The 16,543-nt window shown below is 62.7% G+C and carries 11 protein-coding genes; 1 reads left to right on the top strand and 10 read right to left on the bottom strand.

The genetic code is table 11. From position 1 onward, the window contains the following. Positions 1–217 precede the first annotated feature (217 nt). The 10 genes from pflA to BG22_RS00070 form a co-directional block, all read right to left on the bottom strand. The gene (gene pflA / locus BG22_RS00115) at positions 218–1,096 is read right to left on the bottom strand and encodes a pyruvate formate-lyase-activating protein (protein WP_140491910.1); all 879 of its coding nucleotides are present in this window, start codon (positions 1,094–1,096) and stop codon (positions 218–220) included. A gap of 126 nt (positions 1,097–1,222) precedes the next feature. Further along, entirely contained in the window at positions 1,223–3,598 is a 2,376-nt protein-coding gene (gene pflB / locus BG22_RS00110) for a formate C-acetyltransferase (protein ID WP_094668269.1), read from the bottom strand. Positions 3,599–4,850: 1,252 nt separating this feature from the next. Then, positions 4,851–5,051, bottom strand: coding sequence for a hypothetical protein (locus tag BG22_RS00105; RefSeq protein ID WP_140491907.1), 201 nt, complete (start codon positions 5,049–5,051; stop codon positions 4,851–4,853). Positions 5,052–5,258: 207 nt separating this feature from the next. Next, positions 5,259–6,593, bottom strand: coding sequence for a M20 family metallopeptidase (locus tag BG22_RS00100; RefSeq protein WP_140491904.1), 1,335 nt, complete (start codon positions 6,591–6,593; stop codon positions 5,259–5,261). Between the two features lie 457 nt (positions 6,594–7,050). Beyond that, entirely contained in the window at positions 7,051–8,022 is a 972-nt protein-coding gene (locus tag BG22_RS00095) for a MetQ/NlpA family ABC transporter substrate-binding protein (protein WP_140491901.1), read from the bottom strand. A 220-nt stretch (positions 8,023–8,242) separates the two neighbouring features. Continuing rightward, positions 8,243–9,940 (bottom strand): NAD+ synthase, encoded by a 1,698-nt coding sequence (locus BG22_RS00090; RefSeq protein WP_140491898.1) that lies wholly within the window; start codon positions 9,938–9,940, stop codon positions 8,243–8,245. Between the two features lie 253 nt (positions 9,941–10,193). Beyond that, the gene (locus BG22_RS00085) at positions 10,194–11,345 is read right to left on the bottom strand and encodes a M20 family metallopeptidase (protein ID WP_140491894.1); all 1,152 of its coding nucleotides are present in this window, start codon (positions 11,343–11,345) and stop codon (positions 10,194–10,196) included. Positions 11,346–11,616: 271 nt separating this feature from the next. Continuing rightward, positions 11,617–12,303 (bottom strand): methionine ABC transporter permease, encoded by a 687-nt coding sequence (locus BG22_RS00080; protein WP_140491891.1) that lies wholly within the window; start codon positions 12,301–12,303, stop codon positions 11,617–11,619. Then, complete coding sequence (locus BG22_RS00075; RefSeq protein WP_140491889.1) at positions 12,300–13,523, bottom strand: methionine ABC transporter ATP-binding protein; 1,224 nt, start codon at positions 13,521–13,523, stop codon at positions 12,300–12,302. Before BG22_RS00075 ends, BG22_RS00080 begins: the two co-directional genes overlap by 4 nt. 221 nt (positions 13,524–13,744) lie before the next feature. Further along, complete coding sequence (locus BG22_RS00070; protein ID WP_094667603.1) at positions 13,745–14,716, bottom strand: MetQ/NlpA family ABC transporter substrate-binding protein; 972 nt, start codon at positions 14,714–14,716, stop codon at positions 13,745–13,747. 684 nt (positions 14,717–15,400) lie between these two features. Between BG22_RS00070 and BG22_RS00065 the strand changes: the two genes are divergently transcribed. After that, positions 15,401–16,207, top strand: a complete 807-nt coding sequence (locus BG22_RS00065) for a Cof-type HAD-IIB family hydrolase (protein WP_140492095.1) — start codon at positions 15,401–15,403, stop codon at positions 16,205–16,207. The last annotated feature ends 336 nt before the right edge of the window (positions 16,208–16,543 follow it).

Here is a 16,543-nt window from a genome sequence, read left to right as displayed (position 1 = left end):
TTATTTCGGACATTCTGGGCATATGCCCACCATCTGGAGGAACCCAAAATCGGTTCTGGGCATACACGTACCAGTTATCGGCGTTTTCGCGCCCCTTGTGGTACGTACATGCCCAGAACCGTTTATTTGTCACGGTTATGCCCAGAATAACCGGCCGGTAGATGCTGTCCGGTAGATGCCCAGAACTTGGTTTCGCGAAGTCTTGTGCGCCTTGTGCTTAGTACACGGTGAAACCGTGGTCCTGGAACTGCTTGGTGACACGCTCGCGCGTGGCGGCGTTCGGGCCTTTCTGGTTCTCAAGCGGGTACGGGATGCGCAGCTCGTGCCACTTCGGGCGGCCGAGCTGGTGGAAGCCGAGCACATCGATATGCTCCACGGCATCGCCGAAGGTCTCGCAGATGCGGGCCACGTTCTCGACGTTCTCCTCGGAATCGGTCAGACCGGGCACGAGCACGAAACGCACCCAGATCTTCTTGCCGGCCTTGGCGAGGCGTTGTCCGAAGTCGATGGTGGGCTGGAGCGTGCCGCCGGTGACCTTGCGGTAGGTCTCCTCGTCGCCCGACTTGACGTCGAGCAGGCACAGGTCGATGTCCTCGAGCATCTCGTCCGTGTAGTTGGTGTTGAGGAAGCCGGAGGTGTCGAGGCAGGTGTGGACGCCCATCTCCTTGGCGGCGTGGAACACGCGCGAGACGAACGCCGGCTGCATCATCGATTCGCCGCCGGAGAACGTGATGCCTCCATGCGTGGCCTTGAAGAGGTCCTTGTAACGGTCCACCTTCTTGACCATGGCGTCCAGATATACGGGCTTGCCGTCACGCATCTTCCATGTGTCCGGGTTCTGGCAGTACTGGCAGCGCAGCGGGCATCCGGACATGAACACGGTCATGCGCGTGCCCGGCCCGTCGACCGAGGTGTTGATGTCCCATGAGTGGACGAAGCCGATATCGCCGGACTTCAGCGCGGCGAGTCGGTCGCGGCGGTCGAGACCGATGGGCGATTCAAAGCCGGACAGACCGCCCATGAGGGTCTGCGAGGCATACGTCTTGGATTCGCGCAGCATATGGCGCGTGGTGGTGCGGAACTGGTTACCGGGCATCGTTGTCCTCCTGTTCCTGAATACGATTGTCCGAAAAGTGGGTTGGACCGGGCAAACGGAAGGGGCGGGACGAATCCCACCCCTTCATCGTTCTACCGTTTCACACGGTCGCGGTCATTCGACGAATCAGTCGGTGACGGCGCCCTGGTGGAAGGTACGGGAAATCACGTCGAGCTGCTGCTCCTTGGTGAGCTTGACGAAGTTCACCGCGTAGCCGGAGACGCGCACGGTCAGGTGCGGGTACTTCTCCGGGTGCTCGACGGCGTCCTCCATGGTCTCCTTGCGCAGCACGTTGATGTTGGCGTGGTAGAGGCCATGGCCGTTGCCGGCGTCCAGGATGCCGACCAGGTTGCCGATGCGCTCGTCCTCGTCGCGGCCAAGGCCATCGGGGGTGATGGTGTTGGTCAGCGAGATGCCGTCAAGAGCGTCGTTGTAGTCGATCTTGCCGACGGAGAACATGGACGGCAGCATGCCGTGGGAGTCCATGCCGTTCTCCGGGTTGGCGCCCGGGGCGTACGGGGTGCCCTTCTTGTGGCCGGACGGGAAGGAACCGGTGTTCTTGCCGTACTCCACGTTGGAGGTGATGGTCAGGATGGACTGGGTCGGGACGGCGCCACGGTAGACGGGCAGGCGCTTGACCTGGCCCATCACGGTGGAGACGACCCACTTGGCGATGTCGTCGGCGCGGTCGTCGTCGTTGCCGTAGATCGGGAACTCGCCGTCGGTGCGGTAGCCCACGACCAGATCGTCATCGGCACCCTCGACGTACTCGTACTCGTGGCCCTCGAGGTTCTTGGCCTCGGCGTTGGTGATCGGGTACACCTTGGCGTACTTGATGGCGGCCAGGGAGTCGGCGGCGATGGACAGGCCGGACATACCGCAACCGAGGGTGCGGTACACCTCCTTGTCGTGCAGGGCCATCTCGATGGACTCGTAGGCGTACTTATCGTGCATGTAGTGGATGATGTTCAGGGCCATGACGTAGGTCTCGGACAGCCATTCGAGAGCCTTCTCGTAGTTGGCCTTGACCTTCTCGTAGTCCAGGGAGCCATCGGCCTCGGGGGCGATCGGCTCGATCACGCCCTTGTCGATGACCTGCATGCCGGTCATCTCGTCACGGCCGCCGTTGATGGCGTACAGCAGGGCCTTGGCGGAGTTCACGCGGGCGGCGAAGAACTGCATCTGCTTGCCCACACGCATCGGGGAGACGCAGCAGGCGATGGCGGCGTCGTCGCCCCAGTGGGAGCGGATCTCCTTGTCGGACTCGTACTGGATGGCCGAGGTGTCGATGGAGATCTTGGCGCAGAAGCGCTTGTAGCCCTCCGGCAGCTTCGGGTCCCAGAAGATGGTGATGTTCGGCTCGGGGCCGGGTCCAAGGTGCTCAAGGGTCAGGGTGTTGAGCAGACGGAAGGAGGTCTTGGTGACCAGCGGACGGCCGTCGTCGCCGAAGCCGGCGTCGGACCAGGTCGCCCAGTACGGGTCGCCGGAGAAGATGTTGTCGTAGTCCTTGGTACGCAGGAAGCGCACGATGCGCAGCTTCATGACGATGTTGTCGATGAGCTCCTGGGCGTCGGTCTCGGTGATCTTGCCGGCCTTGAGGTCGCGCTCGATGAAGCAGTCGAGGAAGGCGGAGTTGCGGCCGAAGGACATGGCGGCGCCGTCCTGGGACTTGATGGAGGCCAGGTAGCCCATGTAGGTCCACTGCACGGCTTCCTGCGCGGTCTGGGCCGGGCGGGACAGGTCGAGGCCGTACTCGTTGCCGAGGTTGATGAGCTTCTTCAGGGCCTTGATCTGCTCGTCGTGCTCCTCACGGAAGCGGATCCAGTGCTCGATCTCCGGCTCGGTGAAGTCGTTGCGGTACGGCACGGAGTCCTTGTCGCGCTTCTTGAAGGCAATCAGCTTGTTGACGCCGTACAGGGCCACGCGGCGGTAGTCGCCGATGATGCGGCCACGGCCGTAGGCATCCGGCAGGCCGGTGAGGATCTTGTTGTGGCGGGCGACCTTGATCTGCTTGGTGTAGACGCCGAAGACACCGTCGTTGTGGGTCTTACGGTACTTGGTGAAGATCTTCTTGATCTCCGGGTCCGGCTCCTTGCCAGCCTCGCGGATGGCCTGCTCGACCATGCGCCAGCCGCCGTTCGGCATCATGGCGCGCTTGCACGGCACGTCGGTCTGCAGGCCGACGATCACGTTGTCGACCTCCGGGGAGTCGATGTAGCCGGCCGGGAAGGCGTCGATGTCGGCCGGGGTGTGGGTGTCCACGTCGTAGACGCGCTGCTTGCGCTCGACGGCCAGGTAGTTGTCGTCGAGGTACTTCCACAGGTGCTTGGTCTTTTCGGTCGCCGGAGCCAGGAAGGACTCGTCACCCTCGTACGGGGTGTAGTTCTTCTGGATGAAGTCGCGGACATCAATGTCCTTCTGCCAGTTGCCCTCGGCGAAGCCTTCCCAAGCCTTGGCTTCAAGCTCCTCCTGGGAGACAGCTGCATTCTCTACTGCGGTCATGTCACTCCTTTAATGGGGTTGCGGTTCCGCATCTTCACGGAACCATTGAGACCAAGTGTAGTTTGCACAGCCTTGGGAAAAGCTGAAATCACGAGTGAGCTATATCACATTCAAGTGTGAGCGTTATCATTCCAACGGTTTCAAGCCTGTTGTGTACCGCAATGATTTGAATTTCGAAGTGAAAACCGCTCAGGCCACTATGTAAGAATGAGCGGTTTCCCACTATGCGGACGCACTATGGACATGGTATAGCCACGTTGCGGGCATGCGCGGACGCAATTGTCACCACAGTAGCGGTATCCACTGAAGCCGGCACGTTGCGGGCAGGTGCGGCCGCATACGACCTCGTCGCGGGACGCCACGCATTAAGATGCGACGAACCACACCGACGCGTGCCAGACGAGAACCGCGAGGCATCCGCATGGAATCGGAAATCGCAAACCCACGGAATCGCAAACGAAACGGCTCGCGGCAAGAGATCCACCTAGCGGTCCGTCTCACAAATAATTGAGCACTGCATCTCCTGTCTCTCTCCCAGTCAGCTTCGCTGCCAGCCCGTCCTGTCATTAAGGACGCACTGCGTGCGCGGCATGCTGGCTCGCCTGTCGGCTCGCACGCTGCCTGCAAACAGCTCCGCTGTTTGCTTCACGGCAACGTCCCGCCAGAGAGGGCCGATACCGCTCAACCAATTGCGAGACAGACCACTAGGGCCCGCACGACTAGCACAACCCCGACCACCGGGGCCCGCCAACATGGTAAATGGGTATCTCGGTTGTGAGGGGTACTTTGGCGCGTGTGCGGTTATGTATCTGCTTTGCGAGGGGTACATGATTGTCGGATCGGCGACTATGAGGGTTGAAATTGCAAGGATGATACTCGGGGTATTGCTGGTTGGGTACCCCTTGCAAAGCAGATACGTGACCGCAGATGATCCGATGTACCCCTTGCAAAGCAGATAGCGCAAAGTGCGCAACTGCTAGTGACCCTCATCAACAATTCATTGATGAATTCACTACCTCTCAGACCCACTTCGCCGCCGGCCAGCTCGTCCTGCAATTACGGACGCACTTCGCGCAACCCGCTGGCTCACCTGTCGGCTCGCACGTTGCCTGCAAACAGCTCCGCTGTTTGCTTCGCGGCAACGTCCCGCCAGAGGGGACCAACATCACTCAGACAATTACGAGATTGACCACTATCCGTCGGTTACACCCGACCGGCGAATCCTCGTTCCGTCACATCCCGCCCCTCATGGTCAGCGACGGTAGCCCTGACCGTTCCACTGGCGGTCCTGCTCCTCCCACTTGGCGTTGCGGTCGGTCACGATGTCCCAGGCGTGCTCGGCGTCCTCCTTGGTCTTGTACGGGCCCATGCGCTGTTCGATCGGCGAGATCGGGCCGAGCTCGGCCTTGCCCTTGACCATGTTGAAGTACCACTGCTTGTCGCTGTCGCTCATATTCCTGCGCCTTTCCGCGAGACCGGCCGGCCCACCGGCCACCGGGAGCATACGCCCCAACGGGATTAGGTAGGTCCCGTGGGCCGGGTTCCGGAACCGGATGGGACCGGTGCCCGGAGGCGTCTCCCCCCATCCATTATTCACCTGCATCGTGGCGCACAGGCGGGACAGCACTGGAATAGCCGGCCTATCCCTTCGCATCCAAGGTCAGACCGCCGCGGCCACATCCTCCTCCTGAGTCCTGACGCGAGCCGCATGCTGTTCCTTGATGCGGGCTAGCAATGCGGGGTCGGTGAGGATGTCGAGCGCGGTGAAGGCGAGCGCCTTGGAGGACCAGCGGATCGATTCGAGTCCGAACGGGCTGGCCGCGGCCGCCGCGACCTGCTCGTTGTGGCCGCCCAGATTCTCCGGGGAGATGGAGAACCACGGTTGGATGGTGGGCACGACCTGGGAGACGTTGCCCACGTCGCTGGAGCCGAACACCACCTTGTCCTGTTCGGTGGCCTCGACGGTCTGCCCCAGAGCCTCGGCGTTCCTCTTCCAGACCGCGTCGAACAGCGGGGTGGGAATCATGTTGTCCACCTGGTTCTGGTACGGGGTCAGACTTCCTTTGGCCCCGGTGGCGAGCGCCGCGCCGGCCACGATGTTCTCGACCTTCTTACGCAGCGCCAGCAGCCCCGGCACGGATGCGGAACGCAGGTAGAACTTGGCCTTGGCGTAGTCGGGCACCACGTTGGGCTGCACGCCGCCGTCCACGATGACGCCGTGGATGCGCACGTCCTTGGGCAGGTGCTGGCGCAGGGCGTTGATGGAGTTGAAGGTTTGAATCACGCCGTCAAGCGCGTTGATGCCGCGCTCGGGGCTGGCGGCGGCGTGCGACGCCTTGCCATGGAACTCGATGTCCACCGGCTGGCAGGCGAGGTTGCGCGAGGACAGGCCGTTGCCTCCGGCGTGCGGGTGGGCGCACAGCGCGATGTCCACATCGTCGAAGAAACCGTCCTTGACGAAGCTGCCCTTGGCACTGCCGTTCTCGCCGCCCTCCTCGCCGGGGGTGCCGTAGACCCGCAGCTCGCCGCCGAACTCGTCGATGACGCGCTTGAGCGAGGCGGCCGCCAGCGAGGAGTTCGGGCCGAACACGCTGTGGCCGCAGCCGTGGCCGACGCCGGGCAGGGCGTCGTATTCGGCGAGGAAGACCACCACCGGGCCGGGCTTGCCCGTGCGGTATACGGCGGAGAAGCCGGTGCGGTGGTCGGCCACGCCGAGGGTAACGTCGAAGCCCTCCTGCTTCAGCCTGTCGGAAAGCGTCTGGGAGGCGAAGAACTCATAGTTGCTCACTTCGGGTTTGTCGTGGATGGCCAGCGAGATCTTCTGGTATTCGGGCAGCACCTCGTCCACGTAGGCCGAGATACGGCGCTTGGCATCGGCGACGCGGGCCAGGGTCTCGGCATCCGGTCCCGGCTGTGCGACTGCGCCCGCGGTCTTGGGCGTGGTTTCGGTCGCGGTTGCGGTCGGATTGGTGTGCTGCTGTTCCTGTTCACTCATGAGTTCGTCACTCCAGACATGTCCGACGGCCCGTGATGGGCGGGCCGTCGGATGGGTTGTTGATGGATGGTTGGATTGCTGATTGGCTACCAGCGACCTATGTCGGCAATTCGTTGACAAAATAGCTACTTCTCAGTCCCGCTTCGCGGGCCGGCTCCCCTGACAAGGGAAGCCAAAACATAATCAACGAACTTGCGACGCGGACTACTGTTTTGCCGATTGCCAGCCGGGTTAATAGCTGATACGGCAGCTATCTCGCGCTCGATGGACGCGGGACTTTCATCCGATCGAGCGTGGAATGGCTACGTCCACGTCGGACACCTGGTAGGCGCATTGCCTTTCAACCGACCGGACACGGGATGGCTGCCGATATACCGATGTCCTGTCCTTTTACTTGGACACTGACATGGACACTGCTCAGTCCCTGCTCAGGCCTTACTTGAACCTTGCTCGGACCTTACTTGGATGACAGATCGGATTCGATCTCCTTCAAGAAGCTCTGCAGCTCCTCGGCGCTGTAGTCGGTAGCAAGCACCGAAGTGCCCTTGGAATCCTCCTGCACCGCATCGGTCACGGCCTTGGTCTTGTAGACCTCCACAAGCTTCTTGTAGACCGGGTTGTTCACATCCGCCTTGCGGGACACGAAGGCGTTGATGTACGGCTTGGCGGAGTCGGCGCTCGGGTCGTCCTGGAAGATGGCGTCCTTCGGGTTAAGACCGGCGTCCTTGATGTAGCTGTTGTTGATGATGCCGGCGGTGAGCTGCGGGTCGTTGAGCGAGTTGGCCACCTTCTCGGCGCCAAGCGGAACGACCTTGACCTTGGATGCCGCCTCATCGATGTCGGCCGGCGAGGTCACGGCGGTCCACTTGTTCTTGAGCTGGACCAGTCCGGCCTTCTGGAGCACGCCGATGGCGCGGGCCTGATTGGTCTCGTCGTTCGGGATGGCGATGGAATCGCCCTGCTTGATCTCGTCCACGCTCTTGACCTTGGTGGAGTACAGGCCGAGCGGCACGACCACGGTGCCGCCGATGGGCTGGAGGTCCTTGCCGTTCTTGACGTTGTAGTTGGCGAGGTAGAGCAGGTGCTGGAACTCGTTCAGGTCGAGGTCGCCGGAGTCGAGGGCCGGGTTCTCGGACGTGTAGTCCTGGAAGTCCACGATCTTGACGTGGATGCCCTGCTTCTCGGCCTCCTGGGTGAAGACCTGCCACTGCTTGTCGGTGGCGCCCACCACGCCGATCTTGACCGGGTTCTCGGCCGAGCCCTTCTCGGCGCCCGTCTTGCCGGCCGCGTAGGCGTTGTAGCCGAAGAAGCCGCCGGCCAGAACGATGATGGCCACGACCACGGCGATGATGATGTTGCGCACGGTGTGGTTGACGCGCACCGGTTCCTGCGGGTTGGCGGGCGAGGCGCCCTGCGTTGCTGCTGACATGTGATTTCCCCTCTCGTGTCGATGTCGAGGTCGTTGCCTCGATGACATGGACCACGATAGGGGCTTGCGGCCGGCCAAGAGGCCGTGCGGCTATATGCACTGGCTATGACCGGTTACGAGGCCGTGCGCCGTCGCCCGCTGATAACATGCTATCAGCGGGCATTTGTCTCACTATGCGGACAAACGGCGCGTATATCGACCTCTTGTCAGCTCATTGCGACTACTCGCGGAAGGCGTTGGTGACCGGCAGACGGCGGTCACGCCCGAAGGCGAGGGCGGTGACCTTGGGGCCGAGCGGGTATTGGCGGCGCTTCCATTCGGCGCGGTCCACCAGACGCATCACGGTGTCGACCGTGGCCTCGTCGAAGCCGTCGGCCAACAGGTCGGCGCGGCCGTGCGCATGCTCGATGTACGCGGCGAGCACCTTGTCGAGCAGGGCGTATTCAGGCAGCGAGTCGGAATCCTTCTGACCGGGGCGCAGCTCGGCGGACGGGGCTTTTTCGATGGAGGCGACCGGAATCATCACGCCGTTCTTCAGCGGCACGCCGGCGTCGCCGTCCTCGTTGCCCACGATCTTCAGGCCGCCGATGCCCACGCCGGCCGCCGCGGCGCGGTTGCGCCAACGGCTGACCTCCCACACACGGGTCTTCAGGAGGTCCTTGATGGGCGCATAACCGCCGACCGCATCGCCGTAGATGGTGGAGTAGCCGCAGGCGAGCTCGGATTTGTTGCCGGTGGCCACGGCGAGCAGGCCACGCGAGTTGGAGCTGGCCATCACGATCACGCCGCGGATGCGGGCCTGAAGGTTCTCGGCGGACACGCCCTCGAGATGCAGCTGCTGCTGATAGGCGTTGAACAGCGGTTCGATGGGCTGGACCTCATAGTGGGCGCCGATGTTGGCGGCCAGATCGGCGGCGTCATCCTTGGAGCCGTCCGAGGAGTACATCGAGGGCATGGAGATACCCCACACGTTCTCGCCGCCGCAGGCGTCCGCGGCCATCGCCGCCACCAGCGCTGAGTCGATGCCGCCGGAAAGGCCGAGCGTGACGCCGGTGAAGTGGTTCTTGGCCATGTAATCCTTGAGGCCGAGCACGCAGGCGGTGTAGATCTCCTCGTCCGGGTCGGGCAGGTCGGCGATGGCGGCCTTGCCCTGATGCGCGGCTGCTGGATCGAAGTCCCAGAAGGTGAGGTCCTCCATGAACATCGGGCTGCGTTCGAGCAGCGTGCCGTCGGCGTCCACCACGAAACTGCCGCCGTCGAACACGAGATCGTCCTGGCCGCCGACCTGGTTGAGGTAGATGACCGGCGCCTTGACCTCCGCTGCGCGGCGCTGCGCGAGTTCGAGACGGGTGTGGGTCTTGCCCTCCTCGTATGGCGAACCGTTGATGGTGAGCAGCAGATCGATGCCCTTGCCGGCCAGGTCGGCCACCGGACCGCCGTCCTGCCAGATGTCTTCGCAGATGGCCACACCGATGGTGGCGCCGTCCACGTCCAGAGTGACCGAGCGGTCGCCCGACGAGAAGATGCGGAATTCGTCGAACACGCCATAGTTGGGCAGGAAATGCTTGTCGTAGCCGGCCCAGACCACACCCTCATGCAGCACCACGAGACGGTTGCGCGGCTTGCTGGTGGCGCGATCGGTGCCCACAGTGCCGACGACGACGAACAGCTCGCCCAGACCTTCCTGAGCGAGCTGGGCGGCAAGGTCGTTGGCCTTGTCCCATGCGGCCTGACGGAACGTGCGACGCAAAGCCAGATCCTCGATCGGGTATCCGGTGAGCGTCATTTCGGGGAATACGGCCACCTGGGCGTGACCGGCGGCGGCCTTGCGGGAATATTCGAGCACCTTGGCGGCGTTGGCGTCGAGCGCGCCGACGCAGGTGTCGATCTGGGCGAGAGCGAAACGAAGCTGTGTCATGGTTTCCCAGTGTAGCGCCCGCATGGCCGCCCACGCGGGGCGCATTACGGCACCGCGACCACCCGCACAATCGCCCACCGTGTAGGGAAGTTCCCACCGTGTAGGGACACAGAATGCACACATTGGCGGAATTCCGCCATTTCGCATCACTACACCGTGGGGATTTCCCTACACGGTGGGAACTTCCCTACACGGTGGGCCAATCCCCTGCTGCGCGGGACCAGCGACGTCCCCCGGCCCGGCGCGGCGCGGCTCAGCGCAGCTCGTCGATCACGCGCAGGGCGGCGTTGACGTAGAAGTTCACGAACGTCGGAATCGCGGCATCCAAGCCGATGAAGTGAGGGCTGTGCCAGTCGGCGCACCCCTCCTGGCCATTCGAGCCCACGAAGGCGAAGACCAGACGGGTCACCTTGCCGAACTCGCAGAAGTCCTCCCCCGCCATGGACTGGCGGATCGGCTCGAGCTGGGCGTAGTCGTGCACGTCGGCGGCGACCGATTTCGCCAGGTCGGGGTCGGAGACGAGCGGATCCTGGAAGTCGTCCCAGTCCACGTCGGCCGTGATGTCGTAGGCCTCGGCGGTGTGCTTGACGATCTCCTTGAACCGGCGGCCCACCAGCTCGCCGTCCTCCTTATGGAAGTAGCGGACCGTGCCTTGGAAGCCGGCCTCGGCGGGCACCACGTTCCACACGTCGCCGCCGTGCACCGCGGTGACGGAGAGCACCAGCGGATGGAACGGCGTCACATTGCGGCTCACGATGGTCTGCAGGCTCAGAATCATGCTGGCGAGCGCCTCAAGCGGGCCTGTGCCCTTGTACGGGTAGCCGGCGTGGGTGCCCTGCGCGTGCAGGTCCACATGGAATTTCACGCAGCCGGCCATCATCGGCTCCACGCCGACTGCGAGCTGGCCGGGCGCGTAGTTCGGGTTGTTGTGCGTGCCGATGATGGCATCCACATCATCCACGAGGCCGGCATCGATCACCGCACGGGCGCCACGGCCGGTCTCCTCGCTGGGCTGGAACACAATCTTGATTGAACCGGTGAACCGGTCGCGGTGCTCGGCGAGCCAGAAGGCCGCTCCGAGCAACCCGGTCATATGCAGGTCGTGGCCGCAGGCGTGCATGACGCCCTCGTTGACCGAGGCGAAGTCCAGTCCGGACTCCTCCGTGACCGGCAGACCGTCGATGTCCGCACGCAACGCGACGCGCGGGCCCGGTCCGCCTTCGCCGCGGATGAGTCCCACGACGCCGGTTTCCATCGGGTTGTCGAGGACTTCGATGCCGTGGGCCTTGAGCTGGTCGGCCAGATAGATGGAGGTGTCGTATTCCTTGAAGCCGAGCTCGGGATGCGCGTGCAGGTAATGACGGATGGTGATGAGTTCAGGATCGATCTCAATATGTTCAGTCATGGTTGCCGATTTCTTGTTGTGTAATTCCGGTAATTCCTCAATGGTGATCTGGTGATGCGGTTTCGCGACAAAGTCTCGCTGACGAACGGTAAACGATACATTGTCGCGAACCATGGCATAATTTCGCGACAATGTAACGCTGAAGACGAGTCAACGATACATTGTCGCGAAATCGGGAAAGACTGCCGCTGGTCTACGCGCCAGCCTCACGACAGCCTCACGACAGACTGCGCCAAGCTACAGCGAACCGCGTCAGGCCACCGTTCTCCCACTACTGCTGGCGCTTGAGCAGTCTCTTTGCGATGGCGTTGGCGATGCCCTGGACCACTTGGACGAGGATGATCATGATGATCACGGCCGTCCAGGTGACGGTCTGGTCGAACTTCTGGTATCCGTAGGCGATGGCGAAGTTACCCAGACCGCCGCCGCCGATGTATCCGGCCATCGCGGACATGTCAAGCACGCCGATGAACAGGAAGGCGTAGGCCAGAATGAGCGGGGCGAGCGCCTCGGGAATGAGCACCGTGCGGATGATGGTGAACTTCGAGGCACCCATCGAGCGGGCCGCCTCGATCATGCCGGGATCGACCGGCACCAGATTCTGCTCCACCAGACGCGAGGTGGCGAAGGTGCACATCACCACCATCGGAAAGATGGCGGCCACCGTGCCGATGGACGTGCCGACCACCACGATGGTGAGCGGCTGCATGGCGGCGAGGAAGATGATGAACGGGATGGGCCGCACGATGTTGACGATGACGTCGAGGATGCGGTAGACCACGGCGTTCTCGAACAGGTTGCCGGGGCGGGTGCCGTAGAGCACCACGCCGAGGATGAGCCCGAGGAAGCCGCCCACCACGAGGGTGATGAGCACCATGGTGAGGGTCTGTCCGATGGACTGGATCAGCAGGGGCTTCAGAACGTTCCAGTCGCTGTTGGAATTGGCGAGGGTGATCATGCTTGTGCTCCTTCCGCCGTTACGGACGCCGTGGATACCGTGGACGCCTCGGTCGCCGCAGTTGCCGATGATGCCGCGGCGATGCCGGACTTGGCCGGTGACTCGGGCGCGTAGCCGGCCACGGCATCGGCGTAGGCCACGGGTCGGGCCGCGGTGCCGAAATCGATGACGTCGCTGTTGAGGGCGAGCTCGGCGAGGAAGTCGTTGACCTCGCGCTCCCCTCCCTTGAATTCGTAGGTGATGGCGCCGATGGCGGACCCGCGCACGGTGTCGATGCCGCCGTACAGCAGACTCGACTCGATGCCGTGCTTGGCGATGAGCCCGGAGATGTTCTGGCCGGAGGCGGCGATCGTACGGCCGCTGCCCTCGTCGGCCACGTCCTTCTGACGGATGAGCACGGTGACGATGCGACCGGACCATTCGGTGTGGAGTCGGTCGACCCGGCTTTCCTCGGGCAGGCCGGACAGGGCGGTCGCGATGAACCGCTTGGTGACCGGTTGCTGCGGGGCGGCGAACACGTCGTACACGTCGCCGGATTCGACCACGCGGCCGGAGCTCATCACGGCCACCCGGTCCGCAATCTGCTGGACCACGTTCATCTGATGGGTGATGAGCACAATGGTGATGCCGAACTCCTCGTTGACGCGCTTGAGCAGCGCGAGCACCTCGGTGGTGGTCTCGGGGTCGAGGGCACTGGTGGCCTCGTCGGCGAGCAGAATCTCCGGGTTGGTGGCAAGGGCACGGGCGATGCCGACGCGCTGCTTCTGGCCGCCGGAAAGCTGCGAGGGGTACTTCTCGGCATGTTCGGACAGACCCACGAATTCAAGAAGCTCCGCCACGCGACGGTCCTGATAGTCCTTGCGCCAGTGGTCAAGCTGCAACGGGTAGGCGATGTTCTGGGCCACGGTTTTGGTGGAGAACAGGTTGAACTGCTGGAAGATCATGCCTATCTTCTGGCGGATGGGCCGCAGCTTCGATTCGCTCAGGCCCGTGATGTCGGTGCCGAGCACGGTCACCGTGCCGCTGGTGGGCCGCTCGAGGGCGTTGATCAGACGGACCAGCGTGGATTTGCCGGCGCCCGAATAGCCGATGATGCCGAAGATGTCGCCTCGGTTGATGGTCAGACTCACGTCGTCCACGGCACGGGCCACGCCGGCCTTGCGGCCACGCACCTTGAATTCCTTGACCACGTGATCGAACGTGATGATGGGGTCGCTCATAGTGCTCCCTGATTGTTGTACTGGATGCGAATGCCCTGTGGCATGGTGACGGGCGGGCGGAACCATCATGTCCCGTCCCGCCCGTGGGATCTGCCGCTGGTAACGGCTGACCATGGTACCCGACCGGCGGATAATCGCCAACGGACAAGCCGCAGATGTGATGGCTTATCGGACCGGTCGCGCGTTTATTGGTGGCCTTGGATCATGGCCTTACTGGGCCCTCACTGGGCCTTGGCGTCCTTTTCGATGTCGGCGAGGAAGCCCTGCAGCTCCTCGGCGCTGAACTTGTCGGCGAAGACCGCGGTGCCGCCGGACTTCTCCTGCAGCGCGTCGAGCACATCCTGCTCGTGGAAGATGTCAACGAGCTTCTTGTAGGTCTCGTTGTTCACGTCCGCCTTGCGGGACACCCACACGTTGATGTACGGACGGGCCTCCTCGGATTCGGCGTCGTCCTGATAGATGGCGTCCTTCGGGTCGAGGCCGGCGTCGGCCACGTAGTCGTTGTTGATCACGCCGGCGGCGATGGTCGGGTCCTTGAGCGTGGTGGCGACCTGTTCGGCCTTGAGCGGGGTCACCTTGACCTTGCTCTTGGCCTCGTCGATGTCGGCCGGGGTGGAGAACGCGGTCCAGTCGCCCTTGAGGGTCACGAGACCGGCGGCCTTGAGCACGCCGATGGCACGGGCCTGGTTGGTCTCGTCGTTCGGGATGGTGACGGTGTCGCCCTGCTTGATGTCGTCGATGCTCTTGACCTTGGTGGAGTAGACGCCAAGCGGGTAGATGGCGGTGCCGCCGATGGGCTGGAGGTCCTTGTTGTTGCTCACGTTGTAGTTGGCGAGGTAGAGCAGGTGCTGGAACTCGTTGAGGTCAAGCTCGCCGGAGTCGAGGGCCGGGTTCTCGGAGGTGTAGTCCTGGAAGTCCACGATATCGACGTAGATGCCGGCCTTCTCGGCCTTCTGCTTGAAGAGGACCCACTCGGGGTCGGTGGCGCCCACCACGCCGATCTTGACCGGGTTGTCCTTGCTGCCCTTGGCGGCGGACTCGCCGGCACCGGCGAAGGCGCGGTAGCCGAAGAACGCGGCCACGGCGACGATGGCCACGACCACGATGGTGATGATGATGTTGCGGGCGGTGTGGTTCACACGCACCGGCTCGTTGTTGTTGGCCGGGGATGCCGGCTGGGTTGCTGCTGTCATTGGTTCCCTCTCTGTTGTCTTCTCACGGCTGCGGGCTGTCGGCGCACGTCCCGGTGATGGCATTGCGTGATTCACGCGCTGCGTGATTACCGGTCGGAGATAGAGCCTCTCAGCTCCCCTACATGGGTGCTTGCCGCATGACGGTTTCCAACCATAGCGCCTGAAACGCCGGATAATGGCGGAAAATAGCCATTTTACGTATAGGCGCTAGTTATGACAGGTATATAAGCGCTGTGAATACTTGGGTTGATAGCGGGTCATAAGAGTTCGTTCGCGTGGTTTTTCAGACCTGTTGTCCACGATGCGAACGGCATGATGGACAAAAACGAGCGGTATCGGACGGCGACGGATGACATCGGAGGATATCGGAAGCCAACGGAGGCTATCGGACGTCTGAGCGAGCATATCTCTGAAGGTCACCGACCATTGCATGTTGCCGGAGGCCACCGGACGTCTGGGAGAGCAAGGAGAATTGGGACCATGAGCAACATGGGCAACAGCGCTATCATCCGTCGCAATGGCACAGCCGCCGGCATCACAGACACCGGATTCGAAAGCACCGATATCAGGGGCACAGAAGTCACAGGGGCTGGAATCCCGGGAACTGGAATCAATGAAACCGGAATCAATGAAACCGACATCAAAGGAACCGACATCAAAGGAACCGACATCAAAGGAACCGACATCAACGGAACCGACATCAAAGCCGTGTTCTTCGATATCGACGGCACCCTCACCAGCTTCACCACGCACGTCGTCCCCGATTCGACGGTGGAGGCGATCCACCGTCTTCAGGCACTTGGCATCAAGGTGCTCATCTGCACCGGCCGCGCCCCGTCGCAGATGGGTGTGGTCCTGGATACCATGCCGGTGCGGTTCGACGGCATCGTGGCGTTCAACGGCCAGTACTGCTTCGACGACTCGGGGTATTTCGAGGCCCAGCCATTGGGCTCCGCCGACATCCGGGTGATTCTTGATTGGCTGGACCGCAACCCGGACGTGGTGTGCAATTTCGGTGAGAAGGACTACGTGTACTTCAACCACGCCAACGACAAACTACGCGCCACATGGGCGAAGCTGGGCAAGACCGCGCCCACCACGCACTTCGACGATCCCCGCCTGCGCACGGCGACGCATGAGACCTTCCAGATCAGCCCGTTCATCGAACCCGATCAGGAGGCGGAGCTGGTGGCGCTGTGCCGCAATGTGCGCGGCGTGCGCTGGCACCCGGACTTCACCGACCTCATTCCGGCCGACGGCGGCAAGCCACGTGGCATCCAACGATTCATGGCGCATTACGGCATCGCGCGCGAACAGACGATGGCGTTCGGCGACGGCGGCAACGACACCGCCATGCTCGCCTACGCGGGCATCGGCGTGGCGATGGGCAACGCCACCGAAGAGCCCAAAGCCGCCGCCGACTACGTCACCGACGACGTGGACCATGACGGTGTGCTTCACGCCCTTCAACACTTCGGCGTGCTGGAATAACGTTCGGCATTGACGTCGGCCCGGCAACCCCTCGACATTGACATCAGCCCGGCAACCTCTCGGCGTTACATTGTCGCGAAACTCAACCACACTTCGCGACAATGTACCGCTAACACGACCTCAGCAAGACATTGTCGCGAAACAACACCAAATCTCACGACAATGTAACGCTGAAAGCCAATCCGAGTCGCCCGGCGATGTAATTCGGCGAGATACCCCACTCGATAAAGCAAGCGCCGGTTCCGAGATGATACGGCCGGGCCTAAGAACGGGCGAATCCTGAGTAAAACAACAAGGCCGGTGCGTTGTGCACCGGCCTTACTCTGTGGAGCTAAG

The organism is Bifidobacterium sp. UTBIF-78, assembly GCF_006408945.1.
Lineage (GTDB): Bacteria > Actinomycetota > Actinomycetes > Actinomycetales > Bifidobacteriaceae > Bifidobacterium > Bifidobacterium myosotis.
Note: the sequence above shows the minus strand (reverse complement) of the source record. Positions and strands in the feature narration are given on the sequence as shown.

Bases quoted from the DNA above. Each gene is read 5' to 3' on its own strand.
- BG22_RS00085 (WP_140491894.1), bottom strand. From the start codon at position 11,345: ATGACTGAACATATTGAGATCGATCCTGAACTCATCACCATCCGTCAT.
- BG22_RS00075 (WP_140491889.1), bottom strand. From the start codon at position 13,523: ATGAGCGACCCCATCATCACGTTCGATCACGTGGTCAAGGAATTCAAG.
- BG22_RS00095 (WP_140491901.1), bottom strand. From the start codon at position 8,022: ATGTCAGCAGCAACGCAGGGCGCCTCGCCCGCCAACCCGCAGGAACCG.
- BG22_RS00105 (WP_140491907.1), bottom strand. From the start codon at position 5,051: ATGAGCGACAGCGACAAGCAGTGGTACTTCAACATGGTCAAGGGCAAG.
- BG22_RS00100 (WP_140491904.1), bottom strand. From the start codon at position 6,593: ATGAGTGAACAGGAACAGCAGCACACCAATCCGACCGCAACCGCGACC.
- pflB (WP_094668269.1), bottom strand. From the start codon at position 3,598: ATGACCGCAGTAGAGAATGCAGCTGTCTCCCAGGAGGAGCTTGAAGCC.
- pflA (WP_140491910.1), bottom strand. From the start codon at position 1,096: ATGCCCGGTAACCAGTTCCGCACCACCACGCGCCATATGCTGCGCGAA.
- BG22_RS00080 (WP_140491891.1), bottom strand. From the start codon at position 12,303: ATGATCACCCTCGCCAATTCCAACAGCGACTGGAACGTTCTGAAGCCC.
- BG22_RS00090 (WP_140491898.1), bottom strand. From the start codon at position 9,940: ATGACACAGCTTCGTTTCGCTCTCGCCCAGATCGACACCTGCGTCGGC.
- BG22_RS00070 (WP_094667603.1), bottom strand. From the start codon at position 14,716: ATGACAGCAGCAACCCAGCCGGCATCCCCGGCCAACAACAACGAGCCG.